The sequence below is a fragment of the Massilia phyllostachyos genome, from assembly GCF_021044825.1.
Taxonomy (GTDB): Bacteria; Pseudomonadota; Gammaproteobacteria; order Burkholderiales; family Burkholderiaceae_D; genus Telluria; species Telluria phyllostachyos.
The window spans coordinates 770,710-788,214 of record NZ_JAJNOC010000002.1 but is presented as its reverse complement, the minus strand read 5'-3'; the positions used below and the strand labels follow the sequence as shown (position 1 = coordinate 788,214).

Genomic DNA, 17,505 nt, shown 5'->3' with positions numbered 1-17,505 from the left:
CAGGCGTCACGCCCCCGTTTTTGCCTGTAGAGTCGTCAAGAGCCTGAGTCCGTTGAGGACCACGAGCAGGCTCGCTCCCATGTCTGCGAACACGGCCATCCAGAGCGTCGCCTTGCCGGCCAATGCAAGGACCAGGAAAACCGCCTTGATGAGTAGGGCCAACGCGATGTTCTGCCGCAGCACTGCTGCAGCGCGGCGGCTTAGCCGGATGAACTGCGCGATCTTGCGAAGGTCATCGTCCATCAAGGCGACGTCGGCCGTCTCGATTGCAGTGTCGGTGCCCGCTGCGCCCATCGCAAAGCCGATATCGGCTTTTGCCAATGCCGGCGCATCGTTGATGCCGTCGCCGACCATGCCGACGGTGCCGTGCCTGTTACCCTCAGCCGCGACCGCAGCAAGCTTGTCTTCCGGTAGCAGGTTCCCGCGTGCGTCGTCGATGCCGACCTGCCGCGCGATCGCAGCAGCCGTTACCGCGTTGTCACCGGTGAGCATTACCGTCCGTACGCCAAGCCGCTGAAGCTGTGCGATCGCAGCCTTGCTCGATTCGCGTACCGTATCGGCCACGCCGATCGCCAGACGCGGCGCCGTCTCGTCGCACAAGACGACCGCAGTCTTGCCTTCGTTCTCGAGCCGCGCGAGTACCTCCTCTGTCGCGCTGTTGCAGATACCGAGCTCTTCAATCAGGCGGTGGTTCCCAAGGAAATACCATTTTCCGTCGATCCGCCCCTTCGTGCCGCGCCCGGTGAGGGCTTCGAAGTCCACGACCGACGCAAGCATCTGGCCGGTCCGCCCACCGCGCCAGTGCTGGCTGACAGCGCCCGACACTGGATGGTCCGAGCGGTCCGCGAGCGATGCGGCCAGATACAAGGCGTGGTCGGCATCGCCCGACAAGGCGACGACGTCAGTGACTTCAGGACGCCCTTGTGTGATCGTGCCGGTCTTGTCCAATGCAATAGATCGCAGCTTGGCGCCCTGCTCCAGGTACACGCCTCCCTTGATCAGGATCCCCGCGCGCGCGGCAGCCGTCAAGGCGCTGACGATCGTGACCGGGGTCGAGATCACCAGAGCGCAGGGACAGGCAATCACGAGCATGACGAGCGCTTTGTAGATCCAGGTGAGCCAGTCTCCACCCAGCATCAGGGGCGGCACAAGGGCCACGGCCAATGCGATGGCAAAGACGGCCGGCGTATAGATACTGGAGAAGCGGTCGACGAAGCGTTGTGTCGGAGCTCGGCTGCCCTGGGCCTCCTCGACCGCGTGGATGATGCGCGCGAGCGTCGAGTTCCCGTGAGTAGCGGTTACCCGGTACTCGAACGAGCCGGTTTCGTTCACGGTACCGGCAAACACCTTGTCGCCCACACCTTTCGACACGGGGATGCTCTCGCCGGTGATCGGTGCCTGGTTGACGCTGGACTGACCAGAAACGACTTCGCCGTCGAGGGCAATCCGTTCGCCCGGTGAAACCCGGGCGATGCTACCGATACCGACAACAGAGGCCTGCTGCTCGCTCCAGCTTCCGTCGGGCTGCCGAACCGTGAGCGTCTCCGGTGCCAAGGTCATCAGGCTCTGGATTGCATTTCTTGCCCGGTCGAGGGACTTTGCCTCGATCATCTCCGCGATCGCGAACAGGACCATCACCATCGCCGCTTCAGGCCACTGTCCGATCAAGACCGCGCCGGTGACGGCGATCGACATCAAGGCGTTGATGTTCAGGTTGCGGTTCTTGATCGAAATCCAACCTTTTTTGTACACGCCCAGGCCCGTGGTGGCGATTGCCGCCAGGGCGAGCAAAATGACAGGGAGGGAATTTTCGAGCCCAGTGCTCCAGGCCACCACCTCCGCGGCGATCGCCGCAAGCAGTCCGAAGATCAATCCGATCTGCCGCTTGGGTTTGGCTTGGGGCGCGGCGCGATTTGCGCCCTCGGCGCTGACGAGGACGGCCTGCATGCCGACGGATTTCAAGGCCTGCTCGATCGTTGCCGCGGGTCCCGAATGGTGGACAGCCAGGCGCCGCTGCACCAGGTTGAAGTCGAGCCGCTCGACCAAAGGCATTGCGCCAAGCTTGCTGCGAATGAGCGCTTCCTCTGTGGGGCAATCCATGTTCTCGATCCTGAACACGGTGGCGCCGGCTTCGGCCCGGTCTGCCGCGACCGAATCGACCAGCGGCTCCATGCCGGCCGCTCGAATCGCCGCGATAATCGGGGTTTGATCGGAGAGGTGGTGCACAACGCGCAGCTTGCGCTGAACGAGATTGAAATCGAGCTGCGCGACCCCTGGCACACGCCCGAGGGCCTGACGTAGCATGCCCTCTTCGGTCGGGCAGTCCATCTGTTCGATGCGTAGCTGCAGTACCTCAGGCGGCAGGATCTCAGCCTGTGCATGTGAGGCCACTATCGGCTCGGTCGCTCCGGCCTTGCTGCAACAGGATGTGTTTTGGCAATCTGACATAACGGCTCCAACGAATTGTGTATAGTTCGCATTTAAAACCCTGTAGCCGCTGCAGGGTCAAGCGAAATACTTAGATAGGTGCATGATGAAAATTGGTGAACTTGCGGATCGGTCTGGTTGCCTCGTCGAGACAATCCGGTATTACGAGCGAATCGGCCTACTCATGCCGCCCGAGCGCGCGGCCAACAACTACCGTACCTACACCGAGCGGCACAGCGAACGGCTGTCCTTCATACGACACTGCCGCGCATTGGATATGTCTTTGGACGAAGTCCGGCTTCTGCTCGATTTCCGAGACCGGCCACAGGCTGGTTGCGCCGGTGTGAACGACTTGCTCGACAAGCACATTGGGCACGTTGTCGAACGCATCGAGGCGTTGACTTTTCTGGAAAGTCAGCTGCGTGAGCTTAGAAACCGGTGTGTGGTCGACGATACCGCAGCATCCTGCGCGATCCTTCGTGCGCTAAGTACCGAGCCGAGCGGTGAGAGCGTCGCTCAGAAAGGCCACGTCTGATGGCGACCGGGCGTGACCGGGCCATGCAGGATTGTCTCGCGCCGCAGCAAGCGGAAGGTGAAATTGCACCTATAGAAGCGCTACGCGTACCGCGTGAGCTGGATGGTTCACGCGGATCGAATCGCGAATGGGACGTTCCTCGGCAAATCGCGGCCAATACCGACGTCGAGGCCGTGCGCGCCTGGCTGGCCAATTTTGTCGGCGCCAGGACGACGTTCGATGCGTATCGAAAGGAGGCCGAGCGCCTGCTGCTGTGGTCGATCTGGGAAGCCGGAAAGCCGCTTTCTTCGCTGACCCACGAGGACTGGTTGCTCTACCAGCGATTCCTGGCGTCACCCACGCCGCGCCAGAAGTGGGTGTCAGAGAATGGACGCAAGCACCCGCGCAGCGACAACCGCTGGCGGCCCTTTGCAGGCCCACTTTCTCCCGCGAGCCAACGCCAGGCAAGTGTGATCCTCAACTCGATGTTCGCCTGGCTGGTTAGCGCCGGCTACCTTGCAGGCAACCCTTTGTCGCTTTCTCGCCACCGCAAGCTCCGCCAGGTGCCGCGCATCGAGCGCTACCTCGACGAGGACCTGTGGCAGCAGGTCAAGGCCACGATCGACGCCCTGCCCCGCGAGACCCCGCGCGAGCGCGAGCGATACTTCCGTTTGCGCTGGCTAGTGACCCTGTGTTACGTGTGCGGTTTGCGAATCTCGGAGATAGCCGAAAACAACATGGGCAACTTCTTCAGCCGGCGAGACTCTGACGGCACTGAACGCTGGTGGCTCGAGATCCTGGGCAAAGGCGGCAAGGTGCGGATCGTGCCTGCCACGAATGAACTCATGGCCGAGCTCGGGCGCTACCGCCGCGAACTGAGCTACCCGCCAATGCCGGTGCCTGGCGAGTCGACACCCTTGCTGCTGCCCATTGGGGGCGTTCCGAAGGCCATGAGCCGCGGCGGCATCCACGACATCATCAAGTCGGTTTTTTCGATGACAGCCGAGCGAATAAAACTCAAGGGGCCGGAACACGCACATGCAGCCAGCAAGGTCGCCCAGGCCTCGGCGCACTGGCTCAGGCACACGGCCGGCTCCCACATGGCCAACAAGGCCGTGGACTTGCGGCATATACGCGACAACCTCGGCCATGCCTCGATCAGTACGACGAGCGGCTACCTGCACGCGCCGGATGATTCCCGCCACGCCGATACGGAGGAAAAACATCGGGCGAACTGGTAACTACGGGGCCGCAGCTCTTGCCTGGAGCAACAGGTCAAGTGGAAGGCCGTCAATCGCTGGAAACGCGACCTGCCCATGGACCAGGTCGCCATTTACCGGATCGTATTTCACGTCAGCTGTGAAGAAGGCAGCCGAGGCTTCGTGAGAACCAGAGCCCTCCGTCCTTCCATTTCGCATAGACACCAGGCTCCAGTACAACGACGCATATTCGGCAATGAATTGCGCTCGCCAGCAAATACGCACCCGCTCCGCAAAGTCATTGCCATACGGAAAGCCAATATCCCGCTCATCCAGAACGGCATTCTCAGGGCGGCGTCCACCAAACATGCTAGAGAAGCTTTCGTAGCGCATGCGTAACCCAACCAAGGCCAGCAAGTGTAGGTTGCATGCTCGCGGGTGCACGCGAATATCTTTTGTGGGGATCATCAAGTAACGGCGGTATTCGGCGTCGCTGTAAGGGAATGCAAGCGAAATTAGAGACGTCAATCGACGCAGTGTCCCACGATAGACCTGCTGCGCAAGAATAAGGCGTTCGTATTTATACTTGCGCCCGGCCCAGATCCGCGTTTGCGGTTCCGGCGCCTGCAACCTGACTTTCCATCCCAGGACCACAAGCGGCGGAATTGTCTTGACTGAAATACCAGGCCATGACTGTGGCGGTGCCATTGAGTTTGCCCATTGCCTTAAACTTGGACCGGGTCTCAGTTCGTGAGGATAGTTCGACCAACTGGACCAGGGCAGCAAACCCTCGATACATTTGCGCCCTGGCGAGAGCGACTCCCACCACCGCTCCAGCCTGCATACCGTATCCTCTAGTTCGCGCGCCCTCTCCTGCATCGCCAGTCTAAGACCGATTGATGGCTCAATCCCTGAGATGGGCCTGCCACAGGTAGAACATTTATATGGAATGTTCAAGAGACTTCGATAAAACCCGTAATCCTGTAGCTGTGACCCGCAGCTATAGCATTTTACGAGGAGCGGTGCACCATCAAACGGACAACTGGACAGGAATTCACATTGATGCCAGTAGCTATGGTAGAGGTGCTCGAGACAGAGAGGGCAGTATCGCGTCGTCCTGGACCACCAGAGCGATCTGTGATTCTCATGACCGCTTTCGAGCAAGACAGTCTCAGTGTCGTGAGCGCGCCAACCGCTTGCAAGAGCGAATCGCTCGTGGTCATACCTCCGAAAGCAGTTACGCCGGGATTCAGTCGGGTACTTTCCTGTTGAGCAGTAGGTAAGAAGCGTTTTGGCATCCAAACCATTGCGCCAACCAAACCGCCATAACGACGAGACAAACGATTCGCCCGGCAAGTTCTCGAGGTCGGCGCATGCGTTCGGCGCAAACGTCTGGCGTTGTGAATCGCAGACTTTCACCGCTGCCTCCTTTTGATGCGTTTCGCTTCAGTTTTCGCCTCATCCATGGCGTCGGTGAGCAAGGCGAATTCGATCGCTTTTTCCCACAAGTCCGTTGGCGGCGCGCGGCCGAACGTGTCACTGAATTGCCTGGCCGTCAGGTAGTGGCGAATCACCCCAAAAAATTGCCGCGCGGGGAACCCCGTCGACCAGCCGGCGTTGTCCGAGCACGTTCGCACTGCCTCGAAAAACGCGCTTGTTTCATTTTCCAGGCGGAACCCAGCCGCCCATCCTTCGGGCACGAAAAACTGGGTCCACGTCTGCCCGCTGCCAGGTGGCCAGACTGCGGCATCGATCTGCCGGAATATGCTTGCGACATCTTCCTTGCGCGAGAGCAGGCGCAATGCTTGCCGGCGCCTTGCGAACCGGGAGACCAGATCTGATTTCCCTTGTTCACGCAGCCCGGCGACAACGTCGGAGAACTCCGGGTCCTGACCCATCATGATGGTAACGAGGAGGATCCCCTCCCGGTCCAAATCGTTGTAGACGTCCTTCAAGAACAGGAAATCGGCCAGCAGCATTGCGTTCGCTTCATCGATCAGGAGCACGACAAAAGGAGACTGCTGCGATCGCGCCAAATCGATTAGCCTGCATACCAGGCGATGGCGGAGGTCGAACGTCTCGCCACGCAGCTCGGGGTGGCCGACCGCTGTCAGAAAATGCTTGAAAAATGCCCGGATGGATGGGACTTGGTGGTTCCAGCTACTGTGCTGAATGATGACGAGTTCAGGCATCCTTTCGCGCAGCAGGTGTTCGAGAAGCATGAGGGCGCGAGTTTTTCCGGCGCCGCTTTGGGCGGTGAAACAGCAACCGTTCTCGCGCACCAGCAGGACGTGGCGAACTATCTGGTAGAGCTCCTTGATCGGCTCGGTGGTGAGCACTGTCGTTGGACTGAATAGCGGATGATTGACCGTCAAAAGGTCCGCCCGGCCGTCGGCGATTGCATTCATTTACTCTCCCAGATAGAAAGGTTTGCTCGGAGGGGGTTCGAAGTCGAAGAAGCCGACTTGTAGCGGGGCCACTGGCAAGGGGTGAACGGGTGCAGGCGCACGGACCGGCTCCTGCGGCACGATTCGCTCCTGGTCGGCCTGGACCTTGGCGAGGTCCAAAGCATCCTTCGACGCACGCTTGCGGTTTTTTGCTAGCTTGCCCCGCTCGCGCAGCTCACCTTCCTTCATGTCTGTCCAGCGAGTTACGACCGACGAGCCTCGCTCGCGATTGCGCTGCGACAGCCCACTTTGGTTCATCAGGGCCCGGTTACGCCAAGACACATGCAAGCCTTGTTTGCCGCTAGGGGCCTGCAGCAGGCCAAGCTGCTCCCCGGTCTCGAGCACGGTCGCGTGCGCTACCTGTACGTCCCTGCGATCGCAATAGACAATCAGCTCCCGGCCGATGAGACGGTATGCGCTCGCCAATGCGGCATTTGTATATCTCCAGCGGCCCAGGGTCACATACGGCCGCACATTCTTATTCCGATCGCCACGAACGACGACGACTTCGACGTGCGCGAGCAACTTGAGGTCCTTTTGCACGGCACGTGGCAGGGGCTGCAGAAACGTTCCTGACTCCGGTCGCGCCAATGCGTGCTGCAGGGCTTTCATGGGCGACGCAAAGCTGTTGCCCTCGTTGCCCTCTTCGTTATGCTCGCGAATGCAGCCATGGATGATGTCGGTCAGGTCACGGACGGTAATCTCGAATCTCATCGCCTTCTCAAGCGGCTGGCTTCGGCGCGTGTCCTTCGGCCCGGAACCAAGTGTCGAGGGCAGGCGTTTCAAGCCGCGCTCGGTCAACTTGCCGAAAATACGTTCCACCGGATGTCTACGCCACCACGCCTTGACGGGGCCAAAGTTGATCGCGCAGCCCACGGTGCGAATAATGTTGTCGACCACTTCGGTTGCGGCATTGGACCATGCGTTATCCATCTTGAGTACGCTAAACCCTTGGAACGCCAGCTCGGGCATGACTTGTAACGGGAAGACTTTGCCGTCGATGGTCAGGTGACAGAATGCAGTGTCGCTCGTCGGCGCAGGCGGACGCAAGGCACTCTCGACGACCTCCAGCACGCTGTCGCCGCTTGGCGTGAGCTCGAGTGCGACAAAAGCGCCCAGGACAAGGTTCCAGCGCTCTTCGATCAAAAAGCCAATATGCCAGCGCGCAATCGGCACAGGCAGCCTGCCACCGTCTTCGGTCTCAAGAATCATGACGGATGCGGCATCGACCTTGTGAAAGTCCAGCTGGCACGCTCCGTAACCGCGCAGCTGTGGGAGCACGCTGCGCTGGCCGGAGCCCACGCCATGGCGGCGCACCTCCTCTTCGCCGGCGCGGGCGCCGAACCAGCGGGTGGGCTGTTCATCCAACAATCCGAGGCAGAAGGCACGCAAGGACTTGTAGCCGCAATTCTTGGTATTGAAGGGCCAATCCTCGTCCGTCAGTCCAAGTGTACGCAGGTGCTCAAGGAACTCCCCATGCAACTGCGCATAACTGATTCGCACGACAGGCACACCGTGCCCGTGATTGCCGAGGTACCGGTTGCGAACATCGCGCTCCACTTCTGGATACAAAGAGAACAGTTGGGTAAGTGCTCCGGCACAGCCACCGGGACCGTCGCCAGCAATATGTGTGACCGGCGCCCGTCTCTCGTAGCCTGCCAAGCGCTGCCACGGCACGAGAGCGCGGAAGCCGACGATTGCTCCGTCGCCCGCAGCCGTCACACAACGCCCGACGAGGTAGAACAGGCTCTGGCGCGACACGTTAGTCGCCGCCGTGATGTCGGAATGGGGGATGCCATCGGCATACATCTGCACGGCCCGCTTGCGCGGGATGTACCTGGCGAGCGCGTCGTCGTCGAGCGCCTCTTCGTCTGGCGCCGGCCACTGAGAAAGGTCTGCGAACGCCGCAGGAATCAACGTGCGACGCCTGGATGCCGCCGTCATGATCGCACTCGCTTCAGTTGCGAGTGCATTCCGAACAGGCGCCGGGACAGGTCGGTCTGAACGATGCCGTTCTGGAGCGCTTTCGCCACGACCGCGAGCACGACGGCGGGGTCGGCCTTACCAAGGCCAAGAACGTCGCACACGCGTAACGAATCGTGCCGATCGAGCGCAGCCAGCAGCAGCTGGGTTTCAAGGTATGAGGGGCACGAACGGGCGCGCGTCATGATGGCGCACAGCGTGAGCCAGTTATCGAACAGGATTTCCTGGCCGATGAGCTCCACCTCCGTGCGGCGGTACACCTGCACACCGGCTGCGGCAGCCTGTTCCTCGAGCTCTTCTGGAATGACCGCTTTCTCCGCCCTGCCCGGTTTCGTCCGGGTACCCCGTCCGATGAGAAGCCAGTACCGACCGCCGTCGCGCAAGCGCACCCGGACATAGCCGTTATCGCCAGACGACGAGATGCTGAATGGATCGTCGACAAGGTCATAACCGGCGACGGCGGTATCACCCTCCAGTAGCACGAGGTGCATGAAAGGCACGTCGCCCGATACCGTCAGCCGGCGCTCGTTCTTCGGTGATTCGAAAATCCACAGATTCGACACCTTCTGCCCGCGTTTGCGAATCGCGGATAGCGGCGTCGGTTCAGCCTGGGCGCCTCTGCGCCCGACGGCCTGTCCCGATACTTCTTGCACCATTGCTCTACCCTCCATGCCAAGACGGATGCAGCTTTTTTGGAAACAAGAGTTGACCGTCCGGCCGGAGAGCGATATCGTTGAAGTGTCACGTTCGAAGATATATATCTTTGGCCAGAAAGCGGCGGATCTCAATTGTTGGGGTTCGTCGCTTTTTTACATGATTAGTCCTCCAGAAGGATCGCTTCGATCCGCGCAGCTTTTTCTGTCGTGATGAGGGAGGCGGCCTGGACGAGTGATTTGACCAGCATTGCTACCGGAGTCGACGCCGTGGTGCTTTCGCAAGCGGCCGCGCACCGGTCGGCCACCGCAACAGCCAGCAGGCGCCTTGTCTGCTCCGCGTCGAGTTCAAGGGCAGCGGCAATCTGCCGCAAGAGTCGGGGCGAAGGTGGCCCCTTCTTCGAATTTTCCAGCTGTGAGTAGTAACCGCGGCCAAGACCGGCGCGGGAGGCGACATCAGCTTGCGTGATGCCCTTCAGGCGCCGCAAGGCGAAAAGCTCACTACCGAAGTTGACGTCGCGACTGCACATGTCCTGGGAACGATAAGCGAGCACGAGAATGGATAACATTTATACAACCACTTCGCGCATAGTGCAAGCAACATGGCTTAGCCGCTGGTCGTTGGACAATATTCGCTTGGCGCAAACGTCCGTTCGGCAATTATTTGCTTTTATTGAGGCACCAATAAAGGTAAATAACGAATGGTGCATCTGGCACGACTTCGTCCACCGGACCATCAATGGACAGGTGCACTATTGCAGAGCTAACACAAAGGTTATCCCGAGAACCATGGTTTGGTCTTCTGATCAAAATCAGGCATCGGCATTCTGTTCGAAAATGTAGTTGTGGAGTCTACAATGCGGCTGCTAGTCCTATCAGATCTTCACTTGGAAGTATGGCGAGAGCATGCTCCGCGGATTGACCCCTCGGTTAGCAAGCCGGACGTTATTGTTCTGGCGGGGGATATCCATACAAAAGCTCGTGGGCCAGCCTGGGCATCAAACACGTTCCCCAATATTCCCGTGTTGTATGTGGCAGGCAACCATGAGTTCTACGGGGAGACCATCGAGCAGGTGAAAGCTGACATGGTGCGTGAATCCCAGCTCTACCGGGATGTGCATTACCTCGACTGCGAAGAGTATGTACTTGGTAAGATTCGCTTCCTGGGTGCTACACTCTGGACAGATTTTTTGCTGTTCGGATCCGACCGTCAGATGGATGCCATGTCCGACGCCACGGCGGTGATGAACGACTACCAACGTATTAGAATGGCTACAGCCAATTATCGGAAGTTGCGCCCTCAGGACACGACCCAGCTCCACGCTGAGCAGCGGATGTGGCTTAACCGGAAGCTTGATGAGCCATTCGACGGGCGTACAGTAGTCATCAGCCACATGGCGCCCTCGATGCGCTCGGTTACTCCTGTGTATGCGAGCGACCCGGTTTCTGCTGCGTTCGCCTCAAATCTCGACGATATGGTGATGATGGCCGACCTCTGGATTCACGGTCACACCCACACAAGTTTCGACTATCAAATCGGCAAATGCCGCGTCGTAGCAAATCCTCTCGGTTACATCACTCGCGGCGGAGGGCCCGAAAACCAGTCGTTCGACCCGAACTTCGTTGTTGAGTTGCAAGAATAACTCGGTGCAAGGATGGGCCAGCGGGTCCTTCGCTCGCGATGCCTTTTGCGATCGACAAGGCTCCAGGAGCGTTCCGCTCTACTACCGCGACCGCCTCGCCTCTGCTCAATTCACTGCGGTGACGACATACTTGCCACCCTGCGAGACGAACTCGACGTTGACTGGCTTGCCGACCACGAGCTTGTTGAACAAGGCTTTTTCCTTGACGAGGAACGTCATTGTCATTGCCGGCCAGTTCAAGGCTCGCACGGGGCCGTGTGCGAGCGTGACGCTGCCGGCCGCCGGATCGGCCGCCTTCACAGTACCGGTGGCCTTGTAGCTCGTCGACGCGACGCCCTTGGCCGGCGGCGATTTCTGCATGCCCTGCATGTCCATCCCCTGGACGTGCATGGCTGCATGGTTAGATTGGTGCATGTTCTTCATCTCCATCGATGTCGTACTGTCGGCTTGCGCGAATCCAACTGCAGGCAAACAAAGAGTGATGACCATGCCAAGTGTGGTTTTGCGTTTCATTTTCATCCCTTTCAGGTGGTCAGTTGCTACTTGAGTGAATTTCGAGGTCCGGTTGTGGACCTTCCACGGCGTGCCTGGGCTGCAGCTCCCTTCGGCGCACCAGCAGGTACACCGCCGGCACGACGAACAGGGACAGCAGCGGCGCCGTGATCATCCCACCGACCATGGGCGCGGCGATGCGCTGCATGACCTCGGAGCCCGTTCCCGCACCGAGCATGATCGGGATCAAGCCGGCGATGATGACCGCCACCGTCATCGCCTTGGGACGCACGCGCAGCACCGCGCCTTCGCGGATGGCGTCGAGCAGATCCGCCTCGGTGTGTTTCCCCAGCGTCAAGCGCGCCTCCCAGGCATGCTTCAAGTACAGAAGCATAATCACGCCGAATTCCGCTGCCACGCCAGCCAGGGCAATGAAGCCGACGGCGGCGGCAACCGACAGGTGGTAGCCAAGCCCCCACAAGAGCCAGACGCCTCCAGCCAGGGCGAACGGCAGCGTGGCCATGATCAGGGCCGCCTCGTCGAACCGCCCGAAGGTCAGGTAGAGCAACACGAATATGATCAAGAGCGTGGCCGGAACCACGACTTTCAACCTGGCGGACGCGCGCTCAAGGTATTCGAACTGGCCAGACCATGAAACCGAGTAAGCAGCTGGCAGCTGCACCTGCTTCGCGACGGCTTGCTGCATCTCGCGCACCACCGAACCTAGATCTCGCCCGCGCACATCGACGTACACCCATCCGGACAGGCGCGCGTTTTCCGACCTGAGCATGGGCGGACCGTCCACGATGTGAACCGCCGCCACGTCGGCCAGCCGGATCTGGCCGCCGCGCTCGGTCAGCACGGGCAACTCTCGCAGCCGCTCGAGCGAATCGCGGATCTCGCGCGGATAGCGCACATTGATAGGAAAGCGCTGCAGCCCCTCTACCGTTTCCCCGATGTTGTCGCCACCGATCGCCGCCGACACCACGCTTTGGACGTCAGCGATGTTCAATCCGTACCGGGCGGCCGCGTCGCGGTCGATATCGACGTCGATGTAGCGCCCGCCGGCTAGCCGTTCGGCGAGCGCCGACGAGACCCCTGGCACCGCCTTCACGACCCGTTCGATCTCGGTGGAGATGCGGTCGATTTCCTGAAGGCTCGTTCCAGCCACCTTGATCCCGACCGGCGTCTTGATGCCGGTGGCGAGCATGTCGATCCGGTTGCGGATCGGCTGCACCCAGACGTTCGACAGACCCGGCACTTTCACCACACGATCCAATTCCAGAACGAGCTGCTCGGGCGTCATGCCGGCTCGCCACTGGTCGCGCGGCTTGAACTGGATCGTCGTCTCGAACATCTCAAGCGGTGCGGGATCGGTCGCCGATTCAGCCCGCCCTGCCTTACCGAACACCGTCTGTACTTCCGGCACCGTCTTGATCAGGCGATCGGTCTGCTGCAGCAACTGCGCCGCCTTGCCCGCCGACAAGCCCGGCAGCGCCGAGGGCATGTACAGCAAGTCGCCTTCGTCCATGGGCGGCATGAATTCCCCGCCCAGGCGCATGAGCGGCCAGGCGCTCACGCCGACGATCAGGGCCGCGGCCAGCAGGAGCGTCTTCGGAAAGCGCAGGGCCGCGTCGAGCATGGGCCGGTAGGCTGCGATCATCAGGCGGTTCACCGGATTGCTTTCTTCGTGCGGAATGCGCCCGCGGATCAAATAGCCCATCAGAACCGGGATGAGCGTCACCGCCAGGGCGGCCGCGGCGGCCATCGCATACGACTTGGTGAACGCAAGCGGCGCAAACAGGCGTCCTTCCTGAGCTTCCAGAGCGAACACTGGAGCGAACGAAAGCACGATGATCAGGAGCGAAAAGAATAGGGCCGGCCCGACGTCGGCGGCGGCATCGCCAATCAGCCGCCAGTGTTCATCGGCCGTTCGGCTGCGGCCGGGATGCGCATGGTTCCAGGCTTCGATGTGCTTGTGCGCGTTTTCGATCATCACTACCGCCGCATCGACCATGGCGCCAATGGCAATCGCAATGCCGCCCAGGGACATAATGTTCGCGTTCACGCCCTGGTAATACATGACGATGTAGGCCGCCAGGATCCCGAGAGGAAGCGAGACGACCGCCACCAGGGCCGAGCGCGCGTGAAACAGGAACACGGCGCATACCAAGGCGACCACGGCGAATTCCTCGGCCAGCTTGTGCCCAAGGTTGGTGACGGCCCGCTTGATCAGGCTTGAGCGGTCGTAGGTCGGTACGATCTCGACGCCGGGCGGCAGGCTCGGTTTCAGCTGCTCTAGCTTTGCCTTCACCGCAGCGATCGTATCCAGGGCATTTTTACCGGAGCGCATCACGACCACGCCGCCGGCAACTTCCCCTTCTCCGTTCAACTCGGAGATCCCGCGCCGCATTTCCGGCCCGAGTTGCACGCGGGCGACGTCGCCCAGGCGAACCGGCACGCCGGCCGCCGTTGCGCTGAGCGGGATCTTGCCAAAGTCCTCGACCGACGCCAGGTAACCCGAGGCGCGCACCATGTACTCCGCTTCGCCCAGTTCGAGCACGGCGCCGCCGGTTTCTTGATTCGCCTTCTGCACCGCCTCGATCACCTTACCGTGCGGGATGTTGTAAGCCCGCAGCCGGTCCGGGTCGAGTACGATCTGGTACTGCTTCACCATGCCGCCAATACTGGCCACCTCGGACACGTTGGAAACGGCCTTGAGCTCGTACTTGAGGAACCAGTCCTGCAGGGCGCGCAGCTGCGACAGGTCCAGGCGCCCGGTGCGGTCAACCAGGGCGTACTCGAACACCCAGCCCACGCCGGTGGCGTCCGGTCCAAGGGCGGGCCTGGCCTGGGCCGGCAGCCTGCCCTGGATCTGGTTCAGGTATTCGAGCACGCGCGAGCGCGCCCAGTACGGATCGGTCCCATCTTCGAACAGCACGTACACGAACGAGTCTCCGAAGAACGAATAGCCGCGTACCGTCTTCGCGCCCGGTACCGACAGCATGGTCGTGGTCATCGGATAGGTGACCTGGTTCTCGACGATCTGCGGCGCCTGCCCGGGATAGCTCGTGCGAATGATGACCTGCACGTCGGACAGGTCGGGCAGCGCGTCGAGCGGCGTGCGCAATAACGCCCAGGCGCCCCAGCCGGCCAGTTGGAGCGACAGGAGCAGTACCAGCAGCCGGTTCGCGATCGACCAGCGGATCAGGCGCGCGATCATTGCGCCGCCCATTGCCGCGAGCCTGCGCTGGCAGCGCGGGCGATCGTAAGGACCTGGTAGCTGCCCTCTTCCACCTCGGCGATCGTGAACGTCACCGTGTCGCCGACCGCCACATCCTTCGGCAAGCCGGCGGCCGGCAGCTTGAAGCCCATCGTCATGGCGGGCCACTTCAGCGTAGGAATCGGCCCGTGGGAGAGGACAATTTCGTCCGGCCCGATGCTCTCCACCCTGCCCTCGCCGCGGTGCGTGGGTTTCACGGCCGCTTTGCCCGAGCGCGTGGCCTCAGGCGTCGGGCTCAAGCGCCTCATGGCGCCGCGCAGGCTCGCCTCCGAATCGATCAGGAACTGGCCGGACAGCACGACTTGCTGTCCCGCCTCCAGTCCTTGGCGAATTTCGGTTTGGCCGTTTGCCTCCAGGCCGGTTTGCACCTCCACCGGCGCGAAGCTTCCTTCGCCGCGCGCGACGATGACAACGCTGCGCGTACCGGTGCGAATCACCGCTTCGCTTGGCACCTGGAGCACGTCTACGCCGCGCGCCGGGCTCAGGTCGACGGTGACGAACATGCCGGGCACCAGGCGGCCGCCGGGATTGTCCAGCTCGATACGCGCCTGCAGCGTGCGGGTGGCCGGATCCAGCCGAGGCAGCAGTGCCGCGACCTTTCCCTTCAGGACGGTACTGGGCAAGGCAGCTGCGCGCGCCTCGATCGGACTCCCTACTGGCACCTGCCCGGCCATGGCTTCCGGCAGCTCGGCCTCGACCCAGACCGAGCGCAAGCCGTTGATTCGGAACAGCAGTGTGCCGACACCGACCGTCATGCCTTCGCGCACGCCAAGCTCGGTGACGACGCCGCCAAGGGGTGCCGTGACCGTGAGCCGCGCGTGCACCTTGTCGCTTGCCTCGACCTGGCGGATCTGGGCGTCAGTCATTCCGGCCAGGCGCATGCGCTGCCGCGCCCCGTCGAGCAAGCCTCCAGCGGCATCGCCCATGCGCTTGACCGTGAAAAATTCTTCCTGCGCCGCCACCCAGTCCGGCACGTAGAGCTCTGCCAGGGGCTGGCCCTTGGTGACGCGCTCGAAGGGTGCCCGCACGTACACGCGCTCGATGAAGCCGCTGCTGCGCGCCTGCAGTACAACCAGCTCGCGCTCGTTGTAGGCCACGTTGCCAACCGCGTTGACCACTGGTGCCAGTGGCCCCCTCCGGGCTACGACCGTGCGCACTCCCAGGTTCTGCTGAACCTGCGGACTGATGCTGACCCCGTGTTCTGCGCCGGCCTCGTCGGCATAAACCGGCACGAGCTGCATGTCCATGAACGGGGACTTGCCCGGCTTGTCGAACCTCTGGCCAGGCACCATTGGGTCGTGCCAGTACAGGATCTTCTTGCCGTTTGCGGGATCGACCTTGCCGCCCCCCGCGGACGAGTCGCCACCGCCCATTGCCGGCATTGCGGTATGCATGCCGTGTTGCACGCCCGCCCAATACAAGCCGGCGCCCAGGGCACTCAAGACACCTGCGACGGCCAGCGCGACAAAGAGGTGTTTATTCTTGATCATTTCGTGCTCCTGGTGACCGATGGGGGCGCCGGCACCGTGCTTTGCGAAGTCGGGAACAGGAAGTTCAACTGTGCCCAGAGCCTGGCGGTTTCGGCCTCAAGCTGTAAGCCTGAAAGCCTCACCTCCAGTTCGACACGCCGCGCCGCCAACACCTCGGACAGCGACGCCTTGCCACCGCGGTAGGCGGCCACTACGGCCTGGCTGCGCCCTTGCGCCAGAGGGACGAGTTCCCGGGAGTACCGAGCCAAGCGTTCGCGGTTGGCCTGCCACTCCGCCACCATGACGCGCGTCTCAGCCGTATGCGCGCGCAGCGTCTCGTCGCGTTCGGCACGCGTCTTTTCGACCGTCGCAAGCTTGGCCGCCAGTTCCCGGTTCTGGCGATTCTTCTGGTCCCACTGCAGAGGGAGCGAAACGCCGAACGAAATCATGTTGGAATATGCGGGGGCGCGCTGAGCGTAGCCCACCTCGACGGTCCAGTCGGCCTTCTTGTTGGCTTCGGCCAGCTTGGCCTCGGTCGCAGCGGCGTCGACCTGCCTGTTGAGGACGGCAATCTCGGGGTGATGCGCAAGCTGGGTATCGAGCGAATCAGCGTCGAGACGAATGGTGTCGATTGGCGGGCGATCGGCCAGGGGTTGGTTGGCCGAGTCGCCTATCCAACGTGCAAGCGCGATCTTTGCACTCCGTACCCGGCGCCCAGCATCGTCGACGCGGTCGGCAAACTGCGCGACTGCGGCCCGGGCGGACAGCACGTCAGCCTGGCTGCCGCGGCCGGCGCGAAAAGCTGCCTCGGCAGCGGCAAGCTCGCGTTGCGCCTGCTCTTGCTGCAAGGTCACCACAGAAGCCATTGTTTCGGCATAGTAGCGATCCAGCCATGCCAGCGCGCTTGCGCGCTCGATCGTCGCCACCGCGACGGTCTTCTCGGCCAGGGCGAGATCGCCTTCGCGCTCGAACCGTTCGGCGCGCAACCGCCGCTTCTCGCCGCGGGTCAGTTCCTGCATGATGCCGACCCTGCGCATCGTCATCGACTCCGCGTTCAAGCGAAACCGGTCGGAGCCATTGACCGGAACATTGTCGACTCCCGCTTTGAGTACCGGGTCGGGGAGCTGCGAGGCGGCGATCGCCATGTCACGCGCAGCCATTGCAGCCAGGTCCCGCGCCGGCAACTGCCTTGACTGGGCCAGCGCGATTCGCTGAGCCTGCGCGAGCGTAAGCGGCGTCTGCGCGGCTGCTGGAACGGGTGCGAGGACGACAGCCGACGCGGCTAGCGCGAACCTCGCAATGAAGGGAAACACGGCGCGCTCGCGAACGGGCGCGCATCGTCTAGATGCCATAAAACCTCCTGAATACGCTGAACAACATCGCTGCGTGGGCATG

General features: G+C 61.8%; 13 protein-coding genes. 3 read left to right on the top strand and 10 right to left on the bottom strand.

Annotated features, from left to right (window positions below; genetic code table 11):
• Positions 1 to 6: 6 nt before the first annotated feature.
• Positions 7 to 2,448 carry a heavy metal translocating P-type ATPase gene (locus LQ564_RS10500; protein ID WP_231058038.1) on the bottom strand — a complete coding sequence of 814 codons (2,442 nt, stop codon included), beginning with the start codon at positions 2,446 to 2,448 and terminating at the stop codon, positions 7 to 9.
• An 85-nt stretch (positions 2,449 to 2,533) separates the two neighbouring features.
• Here LQ564_RS10500 and cadR point away from each other — a divergent pair, with 85 nt between their 5' ends.
• On the top strand, positions 2,534 to 2,962 hold the full coding sequence (gene cadR, locus LQ564_RS10495) for a Cd(II)/Pb(II)-responsive transcriptional regulator (protein WP_231058150.1): 429 nt from the start codon (positions 2,534 to 2,536) through the stop codon (positions 2,960 to 2,962).
• A 23-nt stretch (positions 2,963 to 2,985) separates the two neighbouring features.
• The gene (locus LQ564_RS10490; RefSeq protein ID WP_231058149.1) at positions 2,986 to 4,182 is read left to right on the top strand and encodes a tyrosine-type recombinase/integrase; all 1,197 of its coding nucleotides are present in this window, start codon (positions 2,986 to 2,988) and stop codon (positions 4,180 to 4,182) included.
• Here LQ564_RS10490 and LQ564_RS10485 read toward each other — a convergent pair whose 3' ends face one another.
• The 5 genes from LQ564_RS10485 to LQ564_RS10465 form a co-directional block, all read right to left on the bottom strand.
• On the bottom strand, positions 4,183 to 4,848 hold the full coding sequence (locus LQ564_RS10485) for a hypothetical protein (RefSeq protein WP_231058037.1): 666 nt from the start codon (positions 4,846 to 4,848) through the stop codon (positions 4,183 to 4,185).
• A gap of 707 nt (positions 4,849 to 5,555) precedes the next feature.
• Positions 5,556 to 6,548, bottom strand: a complete 993-nt coding sequence (locus tag LQ564_RS10480; protein WP_231058036.1) for an ATP-binding protein — start codon at positions 6,546 to 6,548, stop codon at positions 5,556 to 5,558.
• A complete protein-coding gene (locus tag LQ564_RS10475; protein WP_231058035.1) occupies positions 6,549 to 8,531 on the bottom strand; it encodes a hypothetical protein in 1,983 nt (660 codons plus the stop codon).
• Positions 8,528 to 9,226 (bottom strand): hypothetical protein, encoded by a 699-nt coding sequence (locus LQ564_RS10470; RefSeq protein ID WP_231058034.1) that lies wholly within the window; start codon positions 9,224 to 9,226, stop codon positions 8,528 to 8,530. Before LQ564_RS10470 ends, LQ564_RS10475 begins: the two co-directional genes overlap by 4 nt.
• Before the next feature lie 161 nt (positions 9,227 to 9,387).
• Entirely contained in the window at positions 9,388 to 9,792 is a 405-nt protein-coding gene (locus LQ564_RS10465) for a helix-turn-helix domain-containing protein (protein ID WP_231058033.1), read from the bottom strand.
• 288 nt (positions 9,793 to 10,080) lie between these two features.
• Between LQ564_RS10465 and LQ564_RS10460 the strand changes: the two genes are divergently transcribed.
• Positions 10,081 to 10,866 carry a metallophosphoesterase gene (locus tag LQ564_RS10460; protein ID WP_231058032.1) on the top strand — a complete coding sequence of 262 codons (786 nt, stop codon included), beginning with the start codon at positions 10,081 to 10,083 and terminating at the stop codon, positions 10,864 to 10,866.
• 105 nt (positions 10,867 to 10,971) lie between these two features.
• Here LQ564_RS10460 and LQ564_RS10455 read toward each other — a convergent pair whose 3' ends face one another.
• From LQ564_RS10455 to LQ564_RS10440, 4 genes are read right to left on the bottom strand one after another with little or no spacing between them, the layout of a single operon-like run.
• On the bottom strand, positions 10,972 to 11,379 hold the full coding sequence (locus LQ564_RS10455) for a copper-binding protein (RefSeq protein WP_231058031.1): 408 nt from the start codon (positions 11,377 to 11,379) through the stop codon (positions 10,972 to 10,974).
• A gap of 19 nt (positions 11,380 to 11,398) precedes the next feature.
• The gene (locus LQ564_RS10450; RefSeq protein WP_231058030.1) at positions 11,399 to 14,581 is read right to left on the bottom strand and encodes an efflux RND transporter permease subunit; all 3,183 of its coding nucleotides are present in this window, start codon (positions 14,579 to 14,581) and stop codon (positions 11,399 to 11,401) included.
• Complete coding sequence (locus tag LQ564_RS10445; RefSeq protein ID WP_231058029.1) at positions 14,578 to 16,131, bottom strand: efflux RND transporter periplasmic adaptor subunit; 1,554 nt, start codon at positions 16,129 to 16,131, stop codon at positions 14,578 to 14,580. The genes LQ564_RS10450 and LQ564_RS10445 overlap by 4 nt, the downstream gene beginning before the upstream one ends.
• On the bottom strand, positions 16,128 to 17,462 hold the full coding sequence (locus LQ564_RS10440; protein WP_231058028.1) for a TolC family protein: 1,335 nt from the start codon (positions 17,460 to 17,462) through the stop codon (positions 16,128 to 16,130). The genes LQ564_RS10445 and LQ564_RS10440 overlap by 4 nt, the downstream gene beginning before the upstream one ends.
• Positions 17,463 to 17,505: the final 43 nt, after the last annotated feature.